Below are 23,425 nucleotides of genomic sequence, written 5' to 3'. Positions count from 1 at the left end.
ACAAAGGAGATGAACCTACAATGAAGAAAAATGTTCTCATTATTGGTGCTGGAGGTGTTGCACAAGTTGTTGCACACAAATGTGCTGAAAACAACGATATTCTTGGTGAAATTCATATTGCTTCACGAACACTCAAAAAATGTGAAGCCATTATTGTTTCTATAAAAGAAAAGAACACAATGAAAAAACAAGGTGTTCTCAAAAGCCATACACTCAATGCCATGAATGTAGAAGAAACTGTAAAGCTCATCCAAAAGACCAAATGTGAAATTGTCATCAATGTCGGTTCTGCTTTTCTTAATATGTCTGTTCTTTCAGCTTGTATCAAAACCAAATGCGCTTATATTGATACTGCTATCCACGAAGATCCTCTTAAAATTTGTGAGACTCCACCTTGGTATGGCAATTATGAATGGCCACGACGTCAAGAATGCCAAAAAGCTGGTATCACGGCTATTTTGGGCGCAGGCTTTGATCCAGGTGTCGTTAACGCTTATGCGGCATTAGCCCACAAATGTTATTTTGATAAAATCACAGATATCGATATTATTGATATTAATGCTGGCAACCATGGGCGTTGGTTTGCTACAAATTTTGATCCAGAAATTAACTTCCGTGAGTTTACAGGACAAGTATGGTCATGGCAAAATAAAAAGTGGACTTCCAATAAAATGTTTGAAATCAGTCATGAATGGGATCTTCCTGTTGTTGGAAAACAAAAAGCCTATATGACAGGACATGATGAAATTCATTCACTCTCGAAAAATCTTGATATTCAAAATATTCGCTTTTGGATGGGATTTAGTGAACGTTATATCACTGTTTTTACTGTTCTGAAAAATCTTGGTCTCTTATCTGAACAGCCCATTAAAACAGCAGAAGGACAAGAAGTAGTCCCTTTAAAAGTTGTAAAAGCTGTCTTACCTGATCCTTCCTCTCTCGCTCCAGACTACACAGGAAAAACCTGTATTGGAGATCTTATTAAAGGCGAAAAAAATGGAAAACCAAGAGAAATTTTTATCTATAACATAGCCGATCATAAACAAGCTTTTCATGAAACCGGAGCTCAAGGCATTTCCTATACAGCTGGTGTACCAGCAGCCGCAACTGCTTGTCTTATTGCCACAGGCGAATGGGATGTTAAAACGATGGTCAACGTAGAGGAATTACCACCCCACCCTTTCCTTAAACATATTGATCATATGGGGCTTCCCACTTTTATAAGAGAAGAACAAGAGGATAAAAAATTACAGTTTTAAATTTATCCCAGAGAACATATGCTTGATTTCTTTAAGTTATCACAAAACTTCCCTTAAATTGTTTAATGAAATGAAAACAAACTTAATATTCTTATGAAAGGATATTTTTTCAAAAATTTTAGTTATTCGTTATTCACTTTTGGCAACATTGCGATTTTTTAACAACCTTAAAGGATAAATTATCTTTCTAAAAATGATCAAAAAAACAGAGAGGCAAAAAGAACTGATTTAATCACACTGTATGAAAAGTAGTGTCATCAGTAAAAGATATGAAAATACCGCTCTAAAAAAGAGCGGTATTTTATAAAATATTTTACACCCTCTTCACCTTAAAAAAAGATTCTTAACCCTTGCAACCATAAAATAATTCAACTTCTTTGAGAAAATTTCACTCGGCTTCCCATTTCATATATTTCATCATCCTATATAAAATATTTTATTTATAATTATAAATTATCGTTTTATCTGTGGAATCAGAGCCTTGAATATTTTAAGATTTTCTTATCGTCTCCTTTCATATTAAATAACTTAAAGCCCTTTGCTTATGACATCACAGGCAGAAGTTGGAATGAAGGTGAAAATACGAAAAAAAGCGTAAAAATATCTCTTATGAATGCACTTAAGTGTCAAAAGCTATGTCACATACAGAACTATTGCAAGATCCAAAAGTGTCGTCATACCGCGCAACGCGTCCGCATGTTTACCTTGTGACAGCAAGCCCACATACGCGTAGTGTTCATGGTATTTTGAACAATATGGCAGCAGAATTGGAAGTGGTGGAATATAATCCCACTTGCTTAACGCGTGCGATTGGCAAGAAATTAGAGCGTGTGGGAAGTGGGACACTGCTGATTATTGATGAAGCGCAAAATTTAACGGATGAAGCCATTAATCAATTGCGCCACTTTGTTGATATCAATGGTACTGGGTTGGCTTTGGGGGGCAATGATGAGATTTCGGGACGTCTCGTGCATCGTCAAAATGGTCCCTCTTATGCGCAAATTAAAAGCCGCTTGGCGATGCATTTAAAACGTCGCAAGCCTTATAGCGAAGATATTGCCGCGCGCATTCATGATTGGGGGATTGAAGATGTTGGTGCGATAAAGTTTTTGACTGGTATTGGCTTAAAAGCTGGTGCTTTGCGTCAAATTGACAAGACGATGATGTTAGCACGTATGGCAGCGCTTGGAGATGGGAGTGAGGTGACGCTAAAACATGTCAAAGCGGCATGGAAAAACCGCGATGTGGAGGAATTGGCATGCAGGCGCGTTTTTTGATCAAAGACCATAAGTTTTTATTTTTAAGCGGGGACAATTTACCAGACCTCACCCTCCATCAACATGACTGTTCCAGTTGGGAATTCACATTAGAGCCACGTACGCAATATGGCATCATTGAAGCTTCTTATTTTGATCGTTCAAAAGGGCAACAGTGCCAAGTCAAGCATCAAACAGGTTTTAGCGGTCCTGTGCGTCGTCTGCGGACTTGCTACCCTTGTGAAGAGGAAGCACGAGCTGCCGCTGCCTCTGAGTCGGATAGGCTTTGCCATGCAGTGGGCAGTGGTTCTTTGACCCTTCCCGGACGCCCTGAAATCATGGCTGATCAACCTCTGCTCCTACAAGGGTTTCGTGGAGAAATCAATGGACCATGGAAAGCTGCAACCGTCATGCATCGTTATGAGAAACAAAGCGGATACATCACACAAATCACCCTCAAAGCTCCAAACAAGGGAAAGGAAAGAAACAAAGAATAGAGGCTGGGCTGGTGGTCACCCAGCCAACGGGAACGGTTTAGCAACAAACCCGTCCGATGCCACTCAACTTAACATCGCAGCCGCTTCTTCTCACTTAAAGTAATGAGAAGACGGCTAACATAGATGAAAGAATGTTAAGAAATTATGGATATACTTCACAAAGAAAAATTAAAATCTGTTGATCCTATAGAACCAGCTGCTGCTTATGTTGGTGGCAAAATCAAGTTGGCGAAGACTATTATCAACATCATGGAAAACATCCCTCATCGCACTTATGCTGAGCCTTTTGTTGGAATGGGTGGGGTGTTCTTTAGGAGAAAATTAATCCCCTTATATGAAGTTATCAATGATCGTTCAGGTGATGTGGTGAATTTTTTTCGGGTGTTGCAACGCCATTATCACTCTTTTATAGAATTGTTAGAGTTCCAGATTAGTAGCCGTGAGGTGTTTGAACGATTACGCACACAAGATCCAAAGACGCTGACGGATTTAGAGCGTGCTTTGCGGTTTTTAGATCTGCAGCGGTTGAGTTTTGGTGGGCAGGTGGTAAAGCAGACGTTTGGCGTTGATCCTAATCGTGGTGCCCGGTTTAATCGTTTGAAACTTGAAGCTTCATTAAAGCTCATTTACCGGCGTTTAGCAGGTGTAACCATTGAACATTTAGATTGGTTTGAGTTTATCAGACGCTATGACCGGCCAAGCACCTTGTTTTACCTTGATCCACCGTATTGGGGTGTTGAGGATTGCTATGGAAAGGATTTGTTTAAGCGAGAAGATTATCAGACGATGTCCACCCTGCTTGCACAATTAAAGGGAAAGTTTCTTCTGTCTCTCAATGATGTGCCAGAAGTTCGGAAAACCTTCAGCCAATTTAAGATAAAAGAGGTCACCACATCTTATACATGTGGTTCAAATAAGCCGACTCCGGCTCAAGAGCTCATCATCTCAAATTGTGATTTTTAGCAAAAAAGAAAAAAGTGGCTTAAAAGGGTCTTTAAATGATCTTTGAAAGGCCTTTGAAGACCCTTTGACCCTCCCCTTAAAAACCCTTCGAAAAAAAATAAATTGATGCAAAATATGCTGTCAAATTGTGCAAAACCTGGTGACAAGCTACAACTAACAAATAAATCATTGGAGCGGGCGATGGGATTCGAACCCACGACCCCAACCTTGGCAAGGTTGTGCTCTACCCCTGAGCTACACCCGCTCACCGATTCGATATATTGTTTGTATGGCGTAGGATTCTATGAATTGCAACAAAAAAATATCATTTCAGTTTAATTTATTTTGTCTATGTTTTGATAAAATAAAGATTGATTTTAGAAGATTTTTCAGTAGCTAATTGTCCTCTTTTAATTTTTTATGGAGAGGGGTGGAATATAATGTTGAAAAGAATAGGTACATTGGGGGGGTATTATTACAGCTGTTTTTATGATGAACAGTGTTGCAAAAGCGGATGATAAAGTTAAACATGGTTGCAATAACATAAATTATGGTTCATCCTGCTGCGGATACCGTTCGTAAAGGTGTGGAAGATGTTCTTGCAGAAAATGGTGATAAGCAAGGTGAAAATTTTCAACTTACTTTTTTATCAGCGTAGGGTAATATTTCAACAGCAACGCGAATTGCACGTAAATTTGTTGGTGATAAACTCGATGTTATTGTGGCAATTACTACGCCTTCAGCACAAACAATGTTTGCGGCAAAAAAACAATTCCTATCGTCTTTGCGGTAATTTCTGATCCTATCGGAGATAAAATAGTTTCTTCGCTTACTAAACCTAGTGGTAATGTGACAGGGAGTTCTGATCGTATAGATATTGCAAAAAGTATTAGATTTTTGCGAGAAGTAAAACAAGATTTGAAAAGAATTGGTTATCTTTATAATGCTTCTGAAGCAAATTCTGTTTCAACACTTAAAGTGTTAAAAAATGTAGTTCGAAAAGTTGGAATTGAAATAATTCCTTCATCGGTTCCAAAATCTTTAAATGTTCAGGCAGTAACACGCGCTTTAATCGGTAAGGTCGATATTATTTTTGTTCCTGCTGATAATACGATTTTATCTGTTTTAGAAGGTGCAAGAAAGGTTGCAGAGGAAGCTAATATGCCTGTATTTGCTGTTGATACTAATGCTATAGGGCGCGGGCCTTTTATGACGCAGGGTGTGAATTTTTATGAGGTAGGAGTTGATGCTGGAAAATTGGTTGTGCGTATTCTAAAGAGTGAAAAAACTAGTGATATTGATGTTGGGTAGGCAGTTAATAATGACATTCGAATTGATATAAAAGCAGCCAAAAAAGTAAGGATTATTATTCCACAGGCTGTTATTGATCATGCGACAAAAGTGATTCAATAATTTTTACTGATAAGGTTTTGATGCAATAAAATACGTTAAGTTTTCATGGGGATTGTTTTTACATGAATATATTGGCGTTTTCTGGCGCTGTGGAATTAGGTCTTATTTATGCGTTTGTTGTTATAGGGGTTTATCTCTCATTTCGCGTTTTGGATTTTTCTGAATTGATTTATTTTGGTATGGTGCTGTCAAATGCATGGGTTGCACTTGGTGGTTCTCTTTATATTCAAACTGCAATCGCAACGGATATTATCGGTGGAATTGGAACAATTATTTTAGGGTTGGACGCCGTGATTATCGGTGAAGCTCTCTTTCGTACGCGCAATATTTTTGGGATTATAAGCAGCTGTATTGTGGGATCTGTACTTTATCGTGTGGCGGTGTAATTTGCTTTGAGGCAAATAGCATTGGTATTGATACATCGACAGATCTGCAGTTGATTACTTCATTGTTGGTTGTGTTAACTCTTATTATGCCACGCTATCGGAGGAGGCGTAAACGTGATTGAGTTTTTTCATGTTGGTGTTACATTTAAGTTGCAAACGCCTTTGGAAAAAAAGGCTTTAATTTATATTAACCTCAAAATTGATCAGGGTAGTTTTGTTACGGTTATTGGTTCAAATGGTGCTGGTAAATCAACTTTGCTTAGTAGTTTTGACGGGGGTAACGCTTCCCTCGATAGGAGGAGTAATTATCAATGGATAAAATGTTTCTAGGAAATCAGTCAGCGGACGTATCGGAAAGATTGCTTGTGTTTTTCAAGATTAGTTAATAGGCAGTTGGGGTTCTTTAATAATTAAAGAAAATTTAGCTATTGCTGCTCTTCGAGGAAATCGTCGTAGTTTACGTTCAGCTTTAAACCATGAAAAAAGGCAATTTTTTCGAGAGAAAATTGTTCAATTAGGCATTGGCCTTACAGAATATATTCATTATCCTATGGACAGTTTATCCGGTGGACGACGCCAAGTCCGTTTGTATTGTGATGACAACGTTAGCTCATGCAGCTGTTTTATTGCTTGATGAACATACCTCAGTATTTGATCCTAGAATGGCTGATTTTGGGATGCGCTTGACTGAAAAAATCGTTGAAGAGAAAAAATTAACCACTATTATGGTAAATCACTATATGCGTCAGTTTCTTGACCATGGCGATCGCACATTGATGTTGTATGGTGGAAAAGTAATTTTGGATGTCTGTTATGAAGAGTGCAGGAGATTGGATGTAAATGATTTAATTAGTATGTTTCAGAAAGTTTGCGGGGAAGTTTTTGATGATGGTGAACTGTTAATGGGTTAATAATGTGGCTCAGAAAAAAGCACATGAAGTTGATCAATTTCTAACACGTTTTTCACGTGCTTTTCCTATTGTTCTTGTTTATGGGACAGATCGTGGTCTTATTTGTGAACGTGCACAACGTTTTGCTAAACTTACGCGGGTAGCAATAGAAGATCCGTTTTCAACAATTCGTTTGGATGCTGCTGAAATTGACAAAGATCCTGTACGTTTGGAAAATGAAGCACGTACGTTATCGCTTTTTGGTGGAGATCGTTTGATATGGATTTCTAATGCTGCTAACCAAAAAGCTTTTCTTACAGCCTTGAAACTTTTAATTGAGAAACCACCAGAAGCCAGTTTTATTCTCATTGAGGCTGGAGACTTAAAAAAAGGAACAGGGTTACGCAATGTTGTTGAAATGGCAGCAAATGCAATGGCTTTGCCCTGTTTTGCTGATGATATGCGTTCTCTTGATGGTTTGATTGATGAGGTTTTAGGGCAGTTTAAGAAGACTCTTTCTTTGGATGCACGTAGATGGATGCATGAAAGTCTAGGGGCAGATCGCCTCGTATCACGAGGTGAATTAGAAAAGCTTTGTCTTTACGCCGAAAATGTTCATATTACTCTTGAGGATGTGAAAGCTGTTGTAAGCGATGTAAGTGCTCTTTCTCAAGATGAAGTTATTGATGCTCTTTTATTAGGCGATATATCAGGTTTTGAAATGCATTTTAACCGACATGCAGCATTGCATGGAACGCTTTTTTTTATTTTGAGTACAGCACAGAGGCATTTTCAGCAATTACAGCTATTGCGTTATCAAGTAGAGGTTGAAGGAAAATCGTCTTTTACGGTGGTTTCTCAAGCACGTCCCCCTATTTTTTTCCAACGAAAAAAGACTGTTGAACAAGCTTTAAAATATTGGAAGTTAGAACAGATTTCTTATGCAATGGAAAGAATTCAGAGTGCTGTTTTAGACAGCCGTAAAAATCCGCTTTTGGGTGAAGCTATCATTCGTCAAGCTTTGTTAGGACTTACAATTGTTGCACGACGCCAGATGGCAGCTTAACATTTTAAAATATTATGATTTTTTATTTGGAGGACGCTACAGAGGAAATTTTAGAAATTACAGTTTTTGCCTGATCAGCTAGATGTTGAAGGAGTTGTATTTTTGAGAATGCACTTTAAGACCTTAAAAGATTGATAAAAAAGAAAATTTTACGTATTTGGTGTAATAAGCGAATCCTTCCTCTGTAAAACAGAACATTGTAAACTCGATATACTTTGTGTGGCAAATTCATACGCTTTTTTAAAAGCATATTTCAATGTGTGTTATATTTATTTTGTGATCGGTGCTTATGAATGGCATAATGGTAAAGTTCTTTGTGAAGAATATAAAACCCATGGGACATTCTTCTCTTTACGTGTAATAAAAGTGTAAGCCAGAATTCATTATATACTTTCGTTATCCTCTAATGTTGTTGCAATTCTTGGCATTAGAGAGCATGAGGTTTTTTATTATTTTCTTATAATCGTTTTTGTTCATACATTAATTTTGCTTGCGATGGGCAGAAAGGAGATTTTAATTGATTCAATATAAGAAGGAGTATGATGGAAGAGTTTTACAGTCTTGGGCGTTATGATTTAAAATGAAAAACTACTATTATTTATAAATTAATGTCTTAATAGATTAATTGGTTTATATAAAATGATGATCCAGCAGAATCTTCTAGACAAGAAGATGAATTATTTACAGACTGGTGTGAATTAAGAATCTTTTTCCTTTGGGGTGAGAAGAAAGTCATAAGATATTATGATGAAAACGATAGTATCTATGAAGAGATTTTTATGCTTGATACAGAAATGAATATTTTAGCAATAAATGTGTATTAGGCAGTGGCATATGTGCTAAAAATGTTAAATCGTTACTTGCACGTTTAAAAGACGTATCGCATTGACTTATAAAGAATGTTCGTTATTTTGCATGTTGGATGAAAGCTTTGAGTATTGTGAGATTCTCTTATATCAAATTTGCTTATATTAAATTAATTAAAATAATTCTGCTTGCGCATTATAGGCAGGGAGGGGTGCTTGTGTGGATAAAAACTGTACAAGAAAGCGTTAAAAATGCTTCTTATGAACGCTCTCAAGTGTTGAGAGTTATCGCAACGCACAAGAGTATCGCAAGACTCAAGAGTTGACAAAGGGTATGATGTTTACCAACTTGTTGCACCACGAGCGTAGAGATGGTAATATCTAATGGCAAAAATGCGTTCTATAGTGTAAAAATGCCTCTAACTCATATGCAAAATATTCTACACACTAGGAGCTATCTGCTTTTCGGCAAACAATCATAAAAGGAATAAAAGTTTATTTTTTAGAGACTCTCTTTTTTAATTTTTCTTGCATGAAATCTCATTTTTTATGAAAATGTTCTTTACCAATCAGTGCATTAACATGCCTAGAAGGAAAAACATGAACAACTATACTCTTTTAATCGTTGAAGATGATGATATACGCCCTGTTTTGGTAGAACAATTGCAAATGCATCAAGAGTTTGAAATTGTCCAAGCAAAAACAGCGAAAGCAGGAATAAGAATAATCCAAGAAAAAAATATTGATCTAGCTATTTTAGATATTGAACTTCCTGATCTTAATGGTTGCAAAGCCGTTAAACAATTACGCACTCAAGGATTTCGTGCTCCCATTATTATGATAACGAATGATGAGACAGATTGCGATGCCATTTTAGATCTTGAAACAGGTGCCAATGATTATGTGATAAAACCCTTTCGCTTTGCAGTGTTATTAGCGCGAATTCGAACACAATTGCGCCAATATGAACAAAATGAAGATGCGACCTTTAATATGGGGCTTTATACTTTTAAACTAGGACAAAAACTCCTTCTTGATCAGAATAACAACACAATTCGTCTCACAGAAAAAGAAGCTGCAATTCTTAAGTGTCTCTATTATGCTAATGATAAAATTGTTAGCCGTGAAACATTGTTAGAACAAGTTTGGGGTTATAATGAAAATATTGTTACCCATACTTTAGAAACCCATATCTATCGCTTGCGACAAAAAATCGAAAAAGATCCCTCCAATACACAAATTCTCATAACAGATCCAAATGGTTATCGTTTAAACCTCTAATTTAATTTGATATTTATTGTTTTAAAAATAATTTTAATATCCTCAATTAAAATGCAAGTGAAATGATAAAATACAATGCAAATGCAATGAAAAAACGTTCATATACAATTTTGATGATACCCTATAGAACTTAACCTTATCAAGCATGTTCATGATAAAATAATTATTTCTCCATTATGAATGAAGAACCGAAATATCCAATACGAGAGAACCAGCAACAGAAATGCTTTAAAATCTCATGATATATTTGGTAATTTCGGCTTATATGCTTTTGTTCTCTTTAAAATTTTTAATATATTCGTCATACAAACAATCGTGATATCTTTTAGAAACATTCTTTATCATAATCATCCATATTTAATATATTGATATTTAGATTATTTTTTCAAAAACACCACTCCATTTACTGTTTTATTTCACATTCACTAAGCTTAAGCTAAATTGAGAGATGCTTTTTATCTTTATTGTTTTTCTCTATCGTATATGATTTTATCTCCGCTCAGAAAATAAGATAATTAATGGTAGAACGCTTAAATGATCGTCCAAAAATTTTATTTAAGAATATGACGTATTTTCGAAAATAACCTTCTCATAAGTGAAAAATTATTTAGGATCATAAATAAAGATTCACTTTTATCTAAAGTGCTTAAAGCTTCCTCCATAGAGATAAAGCAGCTATTTTTTATAAGACTTTTTGATTTACTATTATAGGATGATAGAAAACCATTGAAAGAATATTCTTTCCTTAAAAAGATATTTCGTTTTTCTGTCAAATTCACTTTAGGGTATTTTATTACGAAGCATAATATTTTTCTCTTGAACGCTACCATTTTTACATCTACTGAAATATCAGCATTGTTTCTAGCTTAAATATTGTCTCTATTCATGCAAAATGGTGTAATATATCGATATTTGAGATTTTTTAATTGTGATTACAAAAATTTAAAATAAGAGAAGTCTTCTATAATTTGCAGTTCTGATACTAATGGAAAAATGGTTAATTATCTTTATAAAGTAAAAAATTTCACATTTGTGGTGATAAAGCAGGAATAAAAATACGTCGAGACTGACGACGCTGTAGCAGACCTTGATAAACACGTTTTTGTGCTTGACACATTAAGAGTCCACCAAAATAAGGTAAAAGATGATGCGCAAATGGCTCATAAAAAAATGAGAAAAACCGTGAAATATAACTCGTAGAGGGCATATAATGGATGATTTCTTGTATTGATCCAGAAACAAAATTTGTTTTTTCAAACAAACGAATAATCTGTTGCTGACTATAAGGTTCGCCATAACCAAAGGGTGTAGTGGTATTACGTGCCCAAAAGCCAGAGCGATTAGGAACAATCACAATCAAATGGCCATTGGGGACTAAAACACGCCATATTTCATTCAATGTTTCAAATGAATTTTCTGTATATTCTAATGCATGGACCAATAAAATACAATCAACTGAAGCATCAGGAAGTGGCAAATCTTCTTCAAAAACAAGCGCTGTCGCAACTTGCTTAGCACAAGGCCAAGGAGAAGCACCCTGAGAAGCTGGCATAAAAGCAAAACATTGTTGGGCGCGTTCACGCAATGCAGAAAGATAAGGAAGAGTATAACCCATTCCCATAATCCGTTTATCCGTAAGATCAGGCCACCATAAATTCAATTGGTCACATAGCGTCTTTTGCACACGCATCCCAAGTGTAGAAGCATAAAAACCTTTCAGGGTGACGATATCCAATTCAATATACCATATAGAAACAAATTTCAGACATTACAGATTTTCATATACCCAACTTATATGGATTTTTGCTTTTTCTCCGCAATAGCAAATATTTCGATATTTCATATTTTAAACTTAAATGGTTAAAAAAGAAGTACAACATGATGATTATTGCGTTACGAGCATTTTAATTATTTTCTTTGGAGATAGGCTTCATAGAGGTTTTTCATATGCTATTTCTAATATCACTTAAAAAAAGATCCAATGCTGGTTAATGAAAATGAAGTAATTTTTCAAGATAGTTCTTTTCTTCTTCTGAAATATGCTCTTTACCAAGGCGTTTGCGGATTTCATCTAAAATCTGCCGCGTACGCATTTGATCGCTTTCTTGTGGGACTACCTCATCTTCTTGTCCTTCATCTGTTTTTGAAGAAAGTGGACGTCCTAACGGATCTTTAGGATCAGAATGAGAATTTTTATCATTTCCCATTTTTTTGAGTGTTTCATGCATTTTTTGTAAAACATTTTGGGCTCCTTGCCGTAAAGCTTCCAAGGCATCAGATTGATTTTGTATAGATGCCTGATGATTTCCATGATCAAGAGCATTTTCTGCAGAATTCATTTTTTCTTCTGCTTTTTTCAATGCATTACCTGTTTCAAATCCCTGTTCTGCTAATTCTTTTTTTAATGTTGATAATTCAGATCGCAATTCAGCTTGACGTTTTTTCAAAGATTTTTTTTGTTGTTCCGGTATATTTTCTCCACGTTTTTGTTCCATTTCCAACCGATGTGTTTCATTGAGAATTTCTTGCTGACGACGCATTAAATCTCCAAGCTGGTCCATCTTTTCTTTCATTTGTGCAGATTGTTTTTTTTCTCCCTCGTTTTGATTGCCTTTTTGCACATGTAAATGATCAAGCATCTGTTCAACTTCTGATAAGAGCTGTTCAGCGGCTAAGGAAGAACCTGTTTTAGCCATTTCCTCAATGAGATTCAGCTTTTCTTGTAATGTACTTTCAGAAAGATTACGAGTCTTTGAGTTTTTAAAATTTTTGGAAACTTGATTATCTTGCGTTTTTTCAGCCAAAGCATGAATATGTTCATCCATAGTTTGACGGAAATCTGCTATAAGCCGTTCGATTTCTGCCTCTGGAGCACCGTAACGGAGTGCATCCCGTAAAGCAGCTTGTGCTTGTTTTAACTTTTTTTGCACGGATTCAAATTGATTATTCTCAATGCCTAAAGCAATTTGCCATAAATAATCCACCATACTGTGTAAGTCTTCTTCTGTTTGTGCGAAAAAAAGCCTTGTCCATGCACTCTGTAGAACAAGAAAATGCGCTGCATTTTGCAGCCCTTTTTCTGGATGCACAAGTAAAGCAGAAAGCATATCCAATACACGCTCTTTCATCGAAGCATCAAGCGCTAATAAACGACGCAATTCACTCACAGAACGCGCAACAGGATTTGAAAAAACACGCTGCGGTAATATCATAATAAAAGTTTTGCTACGCCCTTTCTGCCCCGCTCCATCTTCTGCTATCAAAGTAATTTTAACTTGCGAACCTGCCCATGGATGCGCTGATACATCTTGCACTGTTCGCATTTTACCCTTGCCACTACGCGGAAGAAGAAGCTTTATTTCCGGAGCCTTATAAAGAGAAGGAGCATTTTTATTCTGAGGAAAAAAAGGCTCTATTTCAACAAAAGCCTTTGTCACACCATAATCATCATCCACTTCATATCGTGACTCTAACGAACCCGTTAAAATCCGCCCTGGTTTTTCCAACCAACGAATTGTTGGAGATGTGTCCTTAATCATCTGCAAATGCCATTGCTGCTTTTTATGACGTGATGATACAAACAAATCCATTGAATGTTCTAAATGTGTTTCAAAATGAGCAATTGGGTCATTCAAAGCTGTTTTTTCATTTTTTTTTGAAAATGAAATTCTCTGTCCATTTTCTACAGACTTTGCGTGTACTGTAACGCCAGCACTATTGGCAACACGTACAACAATATTACTCCCCTCAGGGATTTCCAGTTGTGTTTTTTCATCTTTTGTCAAATAAATAGGTGCCACACCGGTATAAACAGGTGGTGTTATCCAAGCATCAATCCGCATGAATTTTTCATCGACAATAGGGCGAAAATCAAAGGCATCAGCCAAACGCCCCCCTCGTGAACCAAAAGAAAAACTAAAAGCACACACAAAAAGGAGAATACACAAAGTCCTCAAAGCCAGAGGATCATAAGCTGCACTATTAAGAGAGATAAATCCAGTTTTTAAATGATATAATTGTTTAGCCATTCGGCGTTGATGTTCACGCCAAATAACAGCACTAAAATCTTCGTTGTTTTCATAACATAAATGATCTGTCTGAATAGTCAAAGGCTGGTGTTTAAGATCATTGATACGTTCAAGACGGTGATCTACTTCCCGCATTGTGGGGAACCGAAAACGAATAAGAAAAAATAAACTCGCCCCCGCACAAACAAACAGAATTCCAAGTAAGAGCAAATGAAACCAATATCCTAAAACGCCAAAAAGTCCTAACCAGCTCAATGAACAAAAGAGACTAAGAACGAGGGAAAATGGCAACAACCGCACCCATATCCGTTCAAACGAAAGGATCCCCCACATCAAAATGCGCACACACAAAAGCTTTATTGCAAAGCTTTTGATGTTTTTATTTTTCATAAACAAGCATTTTTCCCCTTTTACCGCGGTGCATTAAGATCATAAAACCCATACAAGACAATTTCCAGAAAATAAATTGTTTCATCAAAGTTTAGTAAAAATAAGACCAAAAATATTTAAGAATGTTCGATCCAATCAGGAATATGATCACATCCCATTAATTGCGCATAATCAGGACGTGGACGAATAACCGCATAACGCGTATTTTGAACAAGAATTTCTGGTACCAAAAGTCTGCTATTATAAGTGCTCGCCATCACAGCCCCATAAGCTCCAGTTTGCGTAATTGCCAAAAGATCACCTGATGCTAAAATCGGTAAGCAACGGTCTAATGCTAAATAATCGCCAGTCTCACAAATAGAACCAACAATATCTGCACGAATAAGAGGAGCATCTTTGGGGGCTTGTTTGATAAGCACAACATTCTGCCAAGCATCATAAAGCGTTGGACGCATCAGATCGTTCATTGCTGCATCCACAATAACAAAATTCCGTCCTTGTCCCCTTTTTAAATAGAGAACAGATGTCATGAGCACACCAGCTTGTCCCACAATACTACGTCCCGGTTCTACAACAATATTAATCCCTAAAGGAGCAATATGCTTCTTTACTAGCGCAGCATAATCAAAAGGAGAAGGGACGGTATGTGTTTCACAACCATAGGCAATACCAAGTCCACCACCAATATCGATATGCGTTATTGTATAACCATCGCTCCACAATTGACGTACCAAATCGGCAATAATAATAAATGCTTCTTCAAATGGATTTAAATCACAAATCTGACTACCAATATGCATATCGATACCGCAAACCTGCAATCCAGGTAAAGAGACAGCCTTTTTGTAAGCCTCTCTTGCCAATAACAATGGAATACCAAACTTATTTTCAGATTTTCCTGTTGTAATTTTCTTATGAGTCTTTGCATCAACATCTGGATTAATGCGCAATGAAACACGTGCTGTCTTTGAAAGCGCAACAGCGCGTTGCGACAGCTGTTCAAGTTCCGATTCTGATTCAACATTAAAACAATAAATATTTTGAGAAAGAGCAAAATCTATTTCTCTCACAGTTTTACCAACACCAGAATAAACAATACGATGCGCTGGAATACCAACTGCAAGGGCTCGTCGTAATTCACCTTCTGAAACTACATCAGCTCCCGCCCCATTTATCGCTAGAAGCTGCAAAATCGCTTGATTAGAATTCGCTTTAACCGCATAAGCAATCAGACTGGACATCCCTTGAAATGCTTTTTGATAGTCCTTAAAACGTGTAACCAATGCATTGGCCGAATAACAATAAAAAGGAGTTCCTACCTTCTGCGCAAGAATAGCAAGTGAACAACCTTCAGCATGGAGTATACCTTTATGGTAGGAAAAAAAATCCACAATCCCCTCCTACTTTATCAAACGATCAAGAATAAAAGGTTTATCATCTTTACTTTTAGCAACAGATGTATCTTGCATAGGCTTATCCACACTTGTAAGAGGCATCTCCAATGATCCTTTACGTCCACACCCAACGATACCTACTCCCCCAAAAAGGATAATTATCAACACCTTTACTATAATTTTCATTTGTCTTATTTCCTCATTTTGCTCTCTTTTTTATCTTTAAAACACAATCATTCATGCTGTCATAAAATGCTTTTTTCAACACGTAATTTGCCGAAGAATCTATAAAGGTGCTATCCTTCCCCAAGCTTTTGTGACTTTCAACAGATTTGTCAACGGCCAAAACATCAAAAAGTGTTGCATTAATATCAGGATAAATTTCTTGAAGTTCGTCTAATGATAAATCTTGCAGGAGGCACTGTTTTCTTGCCGCTATTACAGCATGTTCCGTTATGTGATGCGCTTCACGAAAAGGAATCGTTAATTTGCAGACGGGCCAATTAGCAAAATCCGTAGCTGTTGCATACTCTAAATCTGCTATTTGTTTCATGACTCTTTTATTTACGTTTAAATCAGAAATCATCCACGCCATTGTTGTTGGTGATAATTTTAAACTCAAAAATCTATTGTAGTCTTTATCTTCTTGCATATCCTTTGAATAAGCAAGTAGTAATTCTTTCATTACTGTTAACAATCCTATAAGCATACAATCGATCTGCTTTTGCTCTTCTGTATCAGGATTTCTCTTTTTGTGGCATGAGAGATGAAACAGTTGAAAAGGCATCGGATAAATAAAACAAAATTGTTCACTTGACTAAAGAATTGTTTCTTCTACTAAATGCGAAAGATGGTGGCACCAATGAGCACCAGAACTTAAAAACTCCAATGCAAAGCTACACTCAGAGACACTATCAATTGAATTGTTTGTAGATTTCAAAAAAAGCTAGCGCTTGTGCTATTTTTTGCAATGCTTTATCCAACTATAACCGAAAGTTAACAGCCACTGAATCATTGTGTGAATGCGCTGTATGTAAATGTCTAGCAACAGGACCAATCAACGCATTCAATCGTGCTTTAGTATACATATGAATATCTTCAAGTTTTCGTGAAAAAGCAAAAGTATCCTTTTTAATTTCTTTAAGAATAATTTTTAAACCATGAAAAATTTTTTGTAATTAGACTATAAAATAATCTTTATTTGCGTTAATATTGCAGCATGAGAGAGCGAACCTTTATTATCTTGTCGGTAGAGTTTTTGATCAACATCAATTGAAGTGTTAATTTTTTCCATAACTGTGGCGGATCTCGCGATAAACTGCCTCTCAATGTTTGGTTCTTTAACTTCTCATTTGTTATACTCTAAAACAGCCATACAAAGGATAGAAATTATGATTCCTCAAAAATTTAATAGTCCAAAGGAAAAAAATAAAAAGCGGCAAATTTTTATAATATCCTTTTTTGTTATCATGATTTTAGCTGATGTCGGTTTATATGTAATCAAAAGCTATTATTACAATAGTGGGGCTTCTTTTGCCAACTCTATTTCAAAAGAAGATACTGAAAAAATACACGAAAAAAAAATGGTGGCAATCCAAAAAGCTGCAACAGGCTTGTTTGTTCATATGCGATTTACTGATACACTCTTAGATATGAAAAATCTTTCTTTTAAGGATATTCAAGGAAAAGATCATACACTCGCTGAATTTATCGGAAAACCTATACTCATCAATCTATGGGCTAGCTGGTGCGCACCCTGCCGCACAGAAATGCCTGAATTGGGGCAATTAAAACGCGAATTGGGTGGAGAAAACTTCGATGTAATAGCGATTAATATTGATAAAGCAGTTTCTCCTGAAAGAATTCAGCAATTTTTGCAAGATATTCATGCTGATAATTTAGTCTACTATCGCGATGAAACAATGAATATTTTCAACAATATGAGAAGAAAAGGACTTGCTTTAGGATTACCCGTTACACTTCTCATTGATAAAAATGGTTATCTCATTGCTTCCTATAATGGTGCAGCGCCATGGGCCAATGACGATGCCAAAACACTTATAAAAGCTGTCATGAAAGAAGCGCAATAACCTAATAACCACGCTTTTAAAAATGTTAGATTGCCAAATTCAATGCTGACGAAAAAGCAGAACGATCTTTACCACAAAAAGGGCGTGGTTCTCTTGTGATATTCTCTTGCTCTCACAAATTTTCTATCAAATTGCACATGATGAAGGATTAACTGATTGAATTTATATAAAAAATATGCTCTGTTGGTGAAAGGCAAATACCTCCAGACCATGTAACCCTTGCGGCTAAAGGGATATCATTGGTAAGAACAACACTCGCTTCATGTAGATGTTTTACAATCCAATTATCAGCACTATCAAGCCTACCAGAAACAATGATTCTTTCAATGAGTGTTTCATCGAAAGGAGAAAGAAAATAATTTGCAACAATGAGTATTTTAAGCTGCTAACGATTTATAACACGATAAATTTCAGTTTTTATAGGACAAGCATTTGTATCAATCAATAGAGTCATGGCAGGTCTTATTCTTCTATCCATCTTTTGGCATTCATACAATCTACAGTTTTCTCCATTCAGTTAAGAGATCACCAATGATTGCGATAAAACATTATTGCAGCGTTTATTTCACCTCCCAAAATAAAAATTGCACTTAATATGTAAAGAAAAATAATGGCAACCATAATAGATGCTAACCCCGCATAAGTTGAAATATAATCAAACATCGTTAAATATTGTGCAAAAGCAAGCGAAGCCATAAACCATACAAACATTGTCACCACGATTCCTGGTAAAATATCTATAAACTTCCGTTGTCCTGCGGGAAGCCATTTATGAACGATTAAAAGACTGATAAATAAAATAATAATTGCAACTGTATAGCGCCATAAACGAATAACTCCGATATATTCAGTTATAAAAAAAGAATGATTTTGCATAATTTTGATCAGCACAGGCGCTAAGATCAATAAAAAGCTAATCACGACAAGACCAATGGCTCCAAGAATTACAAAAAACAAACTTTGAAAACGACAAAATAATAAACTTCGTTGATCAATAACACGGTACGCTCTATTTAAAGCCGTCCGCAAAGCTTCTATTCCATTAGAAGCAAAATAAGCTGCTCCAATGACAGAAAGCGTCAACACGCCTCTTTGATGAATGGTTAAAACATTAACAATTTCCTGAGATAAAGGTTCTGCAATGACATCAGGCAATAATTGTACTAGTGCTTTAATTTTTTGTGGTGTATAGGTAAAAGCACCTAGAAAACGAGCAAAAGATATTCCAAAAATAAAAAAAGGAAAAAATGCTAAAAGTCCCGATAACGCAACATGGCTTGCAAAGGCACTTCCATTATCACGCCAATAATGACTTATTGCATCACCAAAAATGCGATAGCTATACCAAAAGATATTTTTCAACAAACCTCAATACTTTCTGGTAACATCCTTTTTTCAGTTATCCTAAATTTTATAAAAACCACAAAAACTTTAAAAACAAATATTTTTAGATATAAAGGGCAAGAAGCTATGTGGTCAAGTCTTACTCTGTCCCAAAATTGAAAAGAACAGGCCAAAAGATTTTACCAATTAATTGCTTTTTGCTTGAAGCATTTTCTTTGATATGAGCTACCTAACCAAAGGCTACGAAAAACAAAATGTGAGGCAAAAATTTTCTATGAATTCTTTTATGCGTTGTAAATCTTAATGAACAGAAGACAGATAGATTAAAAGGAAATAGAGAGAAATCAGTTTCTACCTTTAGATCTTTTATTTTGTTCTCAAAAGAAGTTATTCTCGTGCTTTGAAAAGATAAACCGAACAGATACAAGCAAGATTCCTACTTCAATCTGACATACAAAACTAAAAAAACTAACATTCTAAATCATCTTAATATTTATCTTAAACCATGCTGCTACATGAAGTTGGAATGTTGATTGAGACGGAACAATAAAAGTACAAACTTTATGAAATCAATATATTGATTTATATAGCATTCTCTTCTTGTCACTCTTCTCGAATTGAAGCGATTGAAACTATTTACTTGCACGGTACAAGTGTGGCTGGTGTGGGGGTAAAATCACTAGAGAAAAGGAGTAAAAATGCCTTTATGAATTGCTTAAATGCCAAGGGCTGTAGCAACACTTAAGGGTTGGTAAATAGAGTAATGGTATCGGTTTGTTCCTTCATAAGTGTAAAGATATGGTGATGTTCTATAAATTTGATCTTATTCATGGTGGTTTTATCGTTATACCCTTTACGTCCGCCGCGTGAAATGGGGGTGACGAACTTTAAGACATGTTTCTTTAAGAAAGGAAATAACATTATAAAACGAAAAATATACCGATTATAAATTGGAGAATCATTCCTGCTTTTTATAAAGAACTTTGCAAGATAGCAATAATAATGTACTTTTGCATTTATTTACAGGCGTTTGCACAAAACTTCCGCAAATCTCTAGTGTCGTATTCATGACAATTAAATCGATGAGAATATAATTCTTGGATCGATAATATGAAGAGTTATATTATGGAACAATTTTATATGTCTTTGCCATCAGATAAAAAAATTATTGAATACCCTCGTTTTTTCCTAAGATAATTTCTTCTTTTATTTTTCTGGTTGTGATTCTTTTAATGAGGATTGCTTTTAATGAGAATTGTATTTCTATTGATATGAAATAAATTAAACTTGGAAGATATCTCTATGAGTTTTACGTGAATTTATGCGATTGGCTAACAGAACCGCAAGAGCTTCTCATAAAGGGCAAAAGCCATTTTAGAGCACAGGGTAGAGGATAAAGGTAAGCACTCTTAATTATTGTACAAATTATTAAGAACAACACTGTATATTCATGGTAATAAATTGATTTATAATGATAATTAACTGTTTTTCATGTTGAGTGATAATTCCGTATATCGTAAGATTTTCTCATTTCAAATTCGTTTCTGTTGAATCAATCAAAATCATTCGCTTGCACGTAACAAGTGGGATGAGTGTGTGGATAAAAACTATGGAAGAAAGGATTAAAAATGGCTCTTATGAACCGTCTTAATGCAAGGGCTGTTGCAACATTGGGGACTTGAAAATTATAACGCATAATTTAAAAGAACAGATACCCTCATCAAAAAGCATGATAAGAATAAGCAAAACAACATCGCAAAATTAAAAAATCTCTAATTTACATCCTCTCTTTAGAAACGCTATAACGCCCAAAATCAGGGGCATCAATTTCTTGTCCTGCCGCAATGATATTACGACGCACAGCACGTGTACGCGTAAAAAAATTAAATAGTGTTTCACCATCACCTAAACGAATTGCTTGTTCTAAAAAAGCAAGTCCTTCACTAAAACGGCCCAACATTTCTAAAATAGCCTCTTTATTATGCAAACAAATATCTCGCCACATAACGGGGTCAGAAGATGCCAAACGCGTAAAATCACGAAAACCGGAGGCGGAATACGCAATCACTTCCGAATTTGTTACTTTTTCTAAATCACTTGCTGTGCCAACAGTATTATAGGCAATCAAATGCGGTAAATGTGAAACAATCGCCAAAACAAGATCATGATGTTTAGGATCCATCTTTTCGACGCGTGCACCACAAGCTTCCCAAAACGCTGTCAATTGTGCTACAGCTGCTGCATCACTATCCGAAAAAGGCGTTAAAATACACCAGCGATTGATAAACAAATCAGCAAAACCAGCATCTGGACCTGAATATTCCGTTCCAGCAATAGGATGTCCTGGAATAAAATGAACCGTTTTGGGTAATAAAGGTGCCATTTCTGTAATAACTAATTCTTTTGTAGAACCAACATCACTCACAATCGCCCCATGCTTCAAATGATCATGAATGTTTTTTGCTACCTCTGCACTTGCCCCAACAGGAACAGAAATAATAACGAGATCTGCGTCTTCAACAGCTTTTGCATTATCCGTTGTATAAAAATCGCCAAGTTTTAATTCGCGTGCTCTTTCCAATGTTTCTTGACGACGCGTTGCAATAGAAATCTGAACTGAAAGATTTTTCTTTTTAATCACTCTTGCTAAAGAAGATCCAATCAGACCGATTCCAATGAGCGCTATTTTTTCAAATTGAATATGGAGCATCTTTCACCTTTAAAGATTCTTTACCAAATGGAAATAAATACAACTTAAAAATCATCGTTTTTTTGTCTGTTTGTTCAAGAGTTATGCGTAAAACATTAAAAAACTACAACTAGGGAATAAAGAATAACGCATTTACTAATCATCATCTGTGCAAACTGATAACAGGTTATTTTACCTAAAAAATACAAAAAGTGCGTGACAAAAAATGGAACATCAGGTTCTAAATTCTCACTTCATTGCAGACTAGATCGCATTACTAAAACAAAATGTAAGCGATTGATATAAAATATAAATACATTTTCATAAAAATGCATCAGAAGCGGAAGAAAATACCAGTTTTTTCAACTAACTACGATATGCTTATTGATTGATGCGGTTGGTAGATGAGAATGTATTGTGCTATCCTATAGATTATCAACACAAATTTTACGAATATTGAAAACATCGTAAAATAATGTATACAAAGAAATATCGTAATTTTAAAAGAATTTTTTTCTCTCACTTCTTGATACTATAAATCAAACCAATATGAGAAAAACATGCTCTCCCAATAAATAAAAGGTTTGATAACAGAAGGACTGAATATCCCTATAATGATATAGTCACTCTTACGTAAAATAAAACGCCTTAAACAGAATAGATTTGGGTTGCAAATTCATGCGTCGTAACATTGGCACCATGATTTGCTTTTTATAGTCTATTCATACATGGCAATTTTTATAAAAACTGGTCAATTAAAACATGTAAAAAAACGTGGATTCTAAAGGAAATTTATATAAAAATAAATACATTTGAGATATTGATTTTTTTATATTTTATCCTTTATGTGAATGAGTATAATGGTAAATTCATAGGGCACTTCTCTCTTTAAACTTTTAATAAAAAAGCAAGCCAGCACGATCACACACTTTGTCAGCTCTTGGGAGAAAACAGTCCTTTGTATTGGGGACGATTCATAAAAGGCATTTTAGTTTTTTCTTGTACAATTTTTTATCCATATGTCTCATCCGGTTTGTCGTGTACGCGAAAAGTCTTAATTGATTCAACATCAATAGATTTGAAATGATAGAGTCTTACGGTATTCGAGAGGTAATTCAAATAGTATTCGGGTGATTAATTCAAGTTGAATGATGATAAATTATTTATATAAATCAATGATACTGAATCATATGATCTGATGAATAAAAATTATTATTTTAGGATAAAAGCATTTCCTTTTTAAGGTTGCCCATCAAACAGATTTCTTTCCATTCATCTTCTGTCACTGGTTGTACTGATAAGCGACTGGCATTGACCAACACCATATTTGCTAGTTTGGGATTGGCTTTGATTTGTTTTAATGAAACAGGTGTTGGCATATCACAAAGTGCACGGATATCCACACATTCCCAACGTGGATCAGAGCTTGTAGAATCAGGGTGTGCTTCAGCACATATTTCTACAATGCCTACGATTTCTAAACCTTTATTTGAGTGATAAAAAAAACCTTTATCACCATATTTCATGGCACGCATATTATTACGGGCTTGATAATTGCGTACACCATCCCATTGTTCGCCATCAGTTCCTTTTTTCTTTTGCATTGCCCATGACCATTTATGAGGTTCAGATTTAAAAAGCCAATAAGCCATGAGTTTTCCTTTTTCACAAATAGTTATGCATTCATCATGTGC

At 35.5% G+C, this 23,425-nt stretch carries 13 protein-coding genes, 1 tRNA gene and 6 pseudogenes; 10 read left to right on the top strand and 10 right to left on the bottom strand.

Annotated elements, in window-relative coordinates; all coding sequences use genetic code 11:
* The first annotated feature begins 20 nt into the window (after positions 1-20).
* The 4 genes and pseudogenes from MCY_RS01255 (at position 21) to MCY_RS01240 (ending at position 3,975) form a co-directional block, all read left to right on the top strand.
* The gene (locus MCY_RS01255) at positions 21-1,259 is read left to right on the top strand and encodes a saccharopine dehydrogenase family protein (RefSeq protein ID WP_007346556.1); all 1,239 of its coding nucleotides are present in this window, start codon (positions 21-23) and stop codon (positions 1,257-1,259) included.
* A gap of 635 nt (positions 1,260-1,894) precedes the next feature.
* Positions 1,895-2,536, top strand: coding sequence for an AAA family ATPase (locus MCY_RS01250; RefSeq protein ID WP_007346555.1), 642 nt, complete (start codon positions 1,895-1,897; stop codon positions 2,534-2,536).
* Positions 2,518-3,012, top strand: a pseudogene (locus MCY_RS01245) (phage late control D family protein); the annotation flags it as partial. The gene MCY_RS01250 and the pseudogene MCY_RS01245, both read left to right, overlap by 19 nt.
* A 144-nt stretch (positions 3,013-3,156) precedes the next feature.
* Positions 3,157-3,975, top strand: coding sequence for a DNA adenine methylase (locus tag MCY_RS01240; protein WP_007346553.1), 819 nt, complete (start codon positions 3,157-3,159; stop codon positions 3,973-3,975).
* A gap of 169 nt (positions 3,976-4,144) precedes the next feature.
* On the opposite strand, the gene MCY_RS01235 is transcribed toward MCY_RS01240, so the two are convergent.
* Positions 4,145-4,219, bottom strand: a tRNA-Gly gene (locus tag MCY_RS01235).
* 175 nt (positions 4,220-4,394) lie between these two features.
* Here MCY_RS01235 and MCY_RS01230 point away from each other — a divergent pair.
* From MCY_RS01230 to MCY_RS01205, 5 genes and pseudogenes are all read left to right on the top strand, one after another.
* Positions 4,395-5,367 (top strand): annotated as a pseudogene (locus tag MCY_RS01230) (ABC transporter substrate-binding protein).
* A 158-nt stretch (positions 5,368-5,525) separates the two neighbouring features.
* A pseudogene (locus tag MCY_RS01225) lies at positions 5,526-5,875 on the top strand (ABC transporter permease); the annotation flags it as partial.
* Positions 5,868-6,664, top strand: a pseudogene (locus tag MCY_RS01220) (ABC transporter ATP-binding protein). The pseudogenes MCY_RS01225 and MCY_RS01220, both read left to right, overlap by 8 nt.
* 4 nt (positions 6,665-6,668) lie before the next feature.
* On the top strand, positions 6,669-7,709 hold the full coding sequence (gene holA / locus MCY_RS01215; protein ID WP_007346547.1) for a DNA polymerase III subunit delta: 1,041 nt from the start codon (positions 6,669-6,671) through the stop codon (positions 7,707-7,709).
* Between the two features lie 1,406 nt (positions 7,710-9,115).
* A complete protein-coding gene (locus MCY_RS01205; protein WP_007346546.1) occupies positions 9,116-9,796 on the top strand; it encodes a response regulator transcription factor in 681 nt (226 codons plus the stop codon).
* 1,024 nt (positions 9,797-10,820) lie between these two features.
* Here the strand turns inward: MCY_RS01205 and MCY_RS01200 are convergent.
* The 5 genes and pseudogenes from MCY_RS01200 to MCY_RS01180 form a co-directional block, all read right to left on the bottom strand.
* Positions 10,821-11,561 carry a class I SAM-dependent methyltransferase gene (locus MCY_RS01200; protein ID WP_026087983.1) on the bottom strand — a complete coding sequence of 247 codons (741 nt, stop codon included), beginning with the start codon at positions 11,559-11,561 and terminating at the stop codon, positions 10,821-10,823.
* A 223-nt stretch (positions 11,562-11,784) separates the two neighbouring features.
* Positions 11,785-14,214 (bottom strand): TIGR02302 family protein, encoded by a 2,430-nt coding sequence (locus MCY_RS01195; protein ID WP_007346544.1) that lies wholly within the window; start codon positions 14,212-14,214, stop codon positions 11,785-11,787.
* A 116-nt stretch (positions 14,215-14,330) separates the two neighbouring features.
* Positions 14,331-15,605, bottom strand: a complete 1,275-nt coding sequence (gene lysA / locus MCY_RS01190; protein WP_007346543.1) for a diaminopimelate decarboxylase — start codon at positions 15,603-15,605, stop codon at positions 14,331-14,333.
* A gap of 9 nt (positions 15,606-15,614) precedes the next feature.
* A complete protein-coding gene (gene lptM, locus MCY_RS01185) occupies positions 15,615-15,794 on the bottom strand; it encodes an LPS translocon maturation chaperone LptM (RefSeq protein ID WP_007346542.1) in 180 nt (59 codons plus the stop codon).
* Between the two features lie 118 nt (positions 15,795-15,912).
* Positions 15,913-16,967: pseudogene (locus MCY_RS01180) on the bottom strand (lyase family protein); the annotation flags it as partial.
* Between the two features lie 32 nt (positions 16,968-16,999).
* On the opposite strand from MCY_RS01180, the gene MCY_RS01175 reads away from it, so the two are divergent.
* Positions 17,000-17,698, top strand: a complete 699-nt coding sequence (locus MCY_RS01175; RefSeq protein ID WP_007346540.1) for a TlpA disulfide reductase family protein — start codon at positions 17,000-17,002, stop codon at positions 17,696-17,698.
* A 25-nt stretch (positions 17,699-17,723) separates the two neighbouring features.
* Here the strand turns inward: MCY_RS01175 and MCY_RS08985 are convergent.
* From MCY_RS08985 to MCY_RS01160, 4 genes and pseudogenes are all read right to left on the bottom strand, one after another.
* Positions 17,724-18,176 (bottom strand): annotated as a pseudogene (locus MCY_RS08985) (DUF188 domain-containing protein).
* A gap of 47 nt (positions 18,177-18,223) precedes the next feature.
* On the bottom strand, positions 18,224-19,063 hold the full coding sequence (locus MCY_RS01170) for a YihY/virulence factor BrkB family protein (protein WP_026087985.1): 840 nt from the start codon (positions 19,061-19,063) through the stop codon (positions 18,224-18,226).
* Positions 19,064-20,819: 1,756 nt separating this feature from the next.
* Positions 20,820-21,752 carry a prephenate/arogenate dehydrogenase family protein gene (locus MCY_RS01165; protein WP_007346538.1) on the bottom strand — a complete coding sequence of 311 codons (933 nt, stop codon included), beginning with the start codon at positions 21,750-21,752 and terminating at the stop codon, positions 20,820-20,822.
* A 1,196-nt stretch (positions 21,753-22,948) separates the two neighbouring features.
* On the bottom strand, positions 22,949-23,383 hold the full coding sequence (locus MCY_RS01160; RefSeq protein ID WP_007346537.1) for an EVE domain-containing protein: 435 nt from the start codon (positions 23,381-23,383) through the stop codon (positions 22,949-22,951).
* Between the last annotated feature and the right edge of the window lie 42 nt (positions 23,384-23,425).

The sequence above is a fragment of the Bartonella rattimassiliensis 15908 genome, assembly GCF_000278215.1.
GTDB classification, from domain to species: Bacteria; Pseudomonadota; Alphaproteobacteria; order Rhizobiales; family Rhizobiaceae; genus Bartonella; species Bartonella rattimassiliensis.
The sequence above is the reverse complement of the archived record's forward strand: the minus strand, read 5'-3'. Positions and strand labels throughout refer to the sequence as shown.

What these genes read in the sequence shown, in the direction of transcription:
- MCY_RS01255 (WP_007346556.1), top strand. Translation starts at nt 21, where the DNA reads ATGAAGAAAAATGTTCTCATTATTGGTGCTGGAGGTGTTGCACAAGTT.
- MCY_RS01250 (WP_007346555.1), top strand. Translation starts at nt 1,895, where the DNA reads ATGTCACATACAGAACTATTGCAAGATCCAAAAGTGTCGTCATACCGC.
- MCY_RS01240 (WP_007346553.1), top strand. Translation starts at nt 3,157, where the DNA reads ATGGATATACTTCACAAAGAAAAATTAAAATCTGTTGATCCTATAGAA.
- MCY_RS01205 (WP_007346546.1), top strand. Translation starts at nt 9,116, where the DNA reads ATGAACAACTATACTCTTTTAATCGTTGAAGATGATGATATACGCCCT.
- MCY_RS01195 (WP_007346544.1), bottom strand. Translation starts at nt 14,214, where the DNA reads ATGAAAAATAAAAACATCAAAAGCTTTGCAATAAAGCTTTTGTGTGTG.
- lptM (WP_007346542.1), bottom strand. Translation starts at nt 15,794, where the DNA reads ATGAAAATTATAGTAAAGGTGTTGATAATTATCCTTTTTGGGGGAGTA.
- MCY_RS01175 (WP_007346540.1), top strand. Translation starts at nt 17,000, where the DNA reads ATGATTCCTCAAAAATTTAATAGTCCAAAGGAAAAAAATAAAAAGCGG.
- MCY_RS01165 (WP_007346538.1), bottom strand. Translation starts at nt 21,752, where the DNA reads ATGCTCCATATTCAATTTGAAAAAATAGCGCTCATTGGAATCGGTCTG.
- MCY_RS01160 (WP_007346537.1), bottom strand. Translation starts at nt 23,383, where the DNA reads ATGGCTTATTGGCTTTTTAAATCTGAACCTCATAAATGGTCATGGGCA.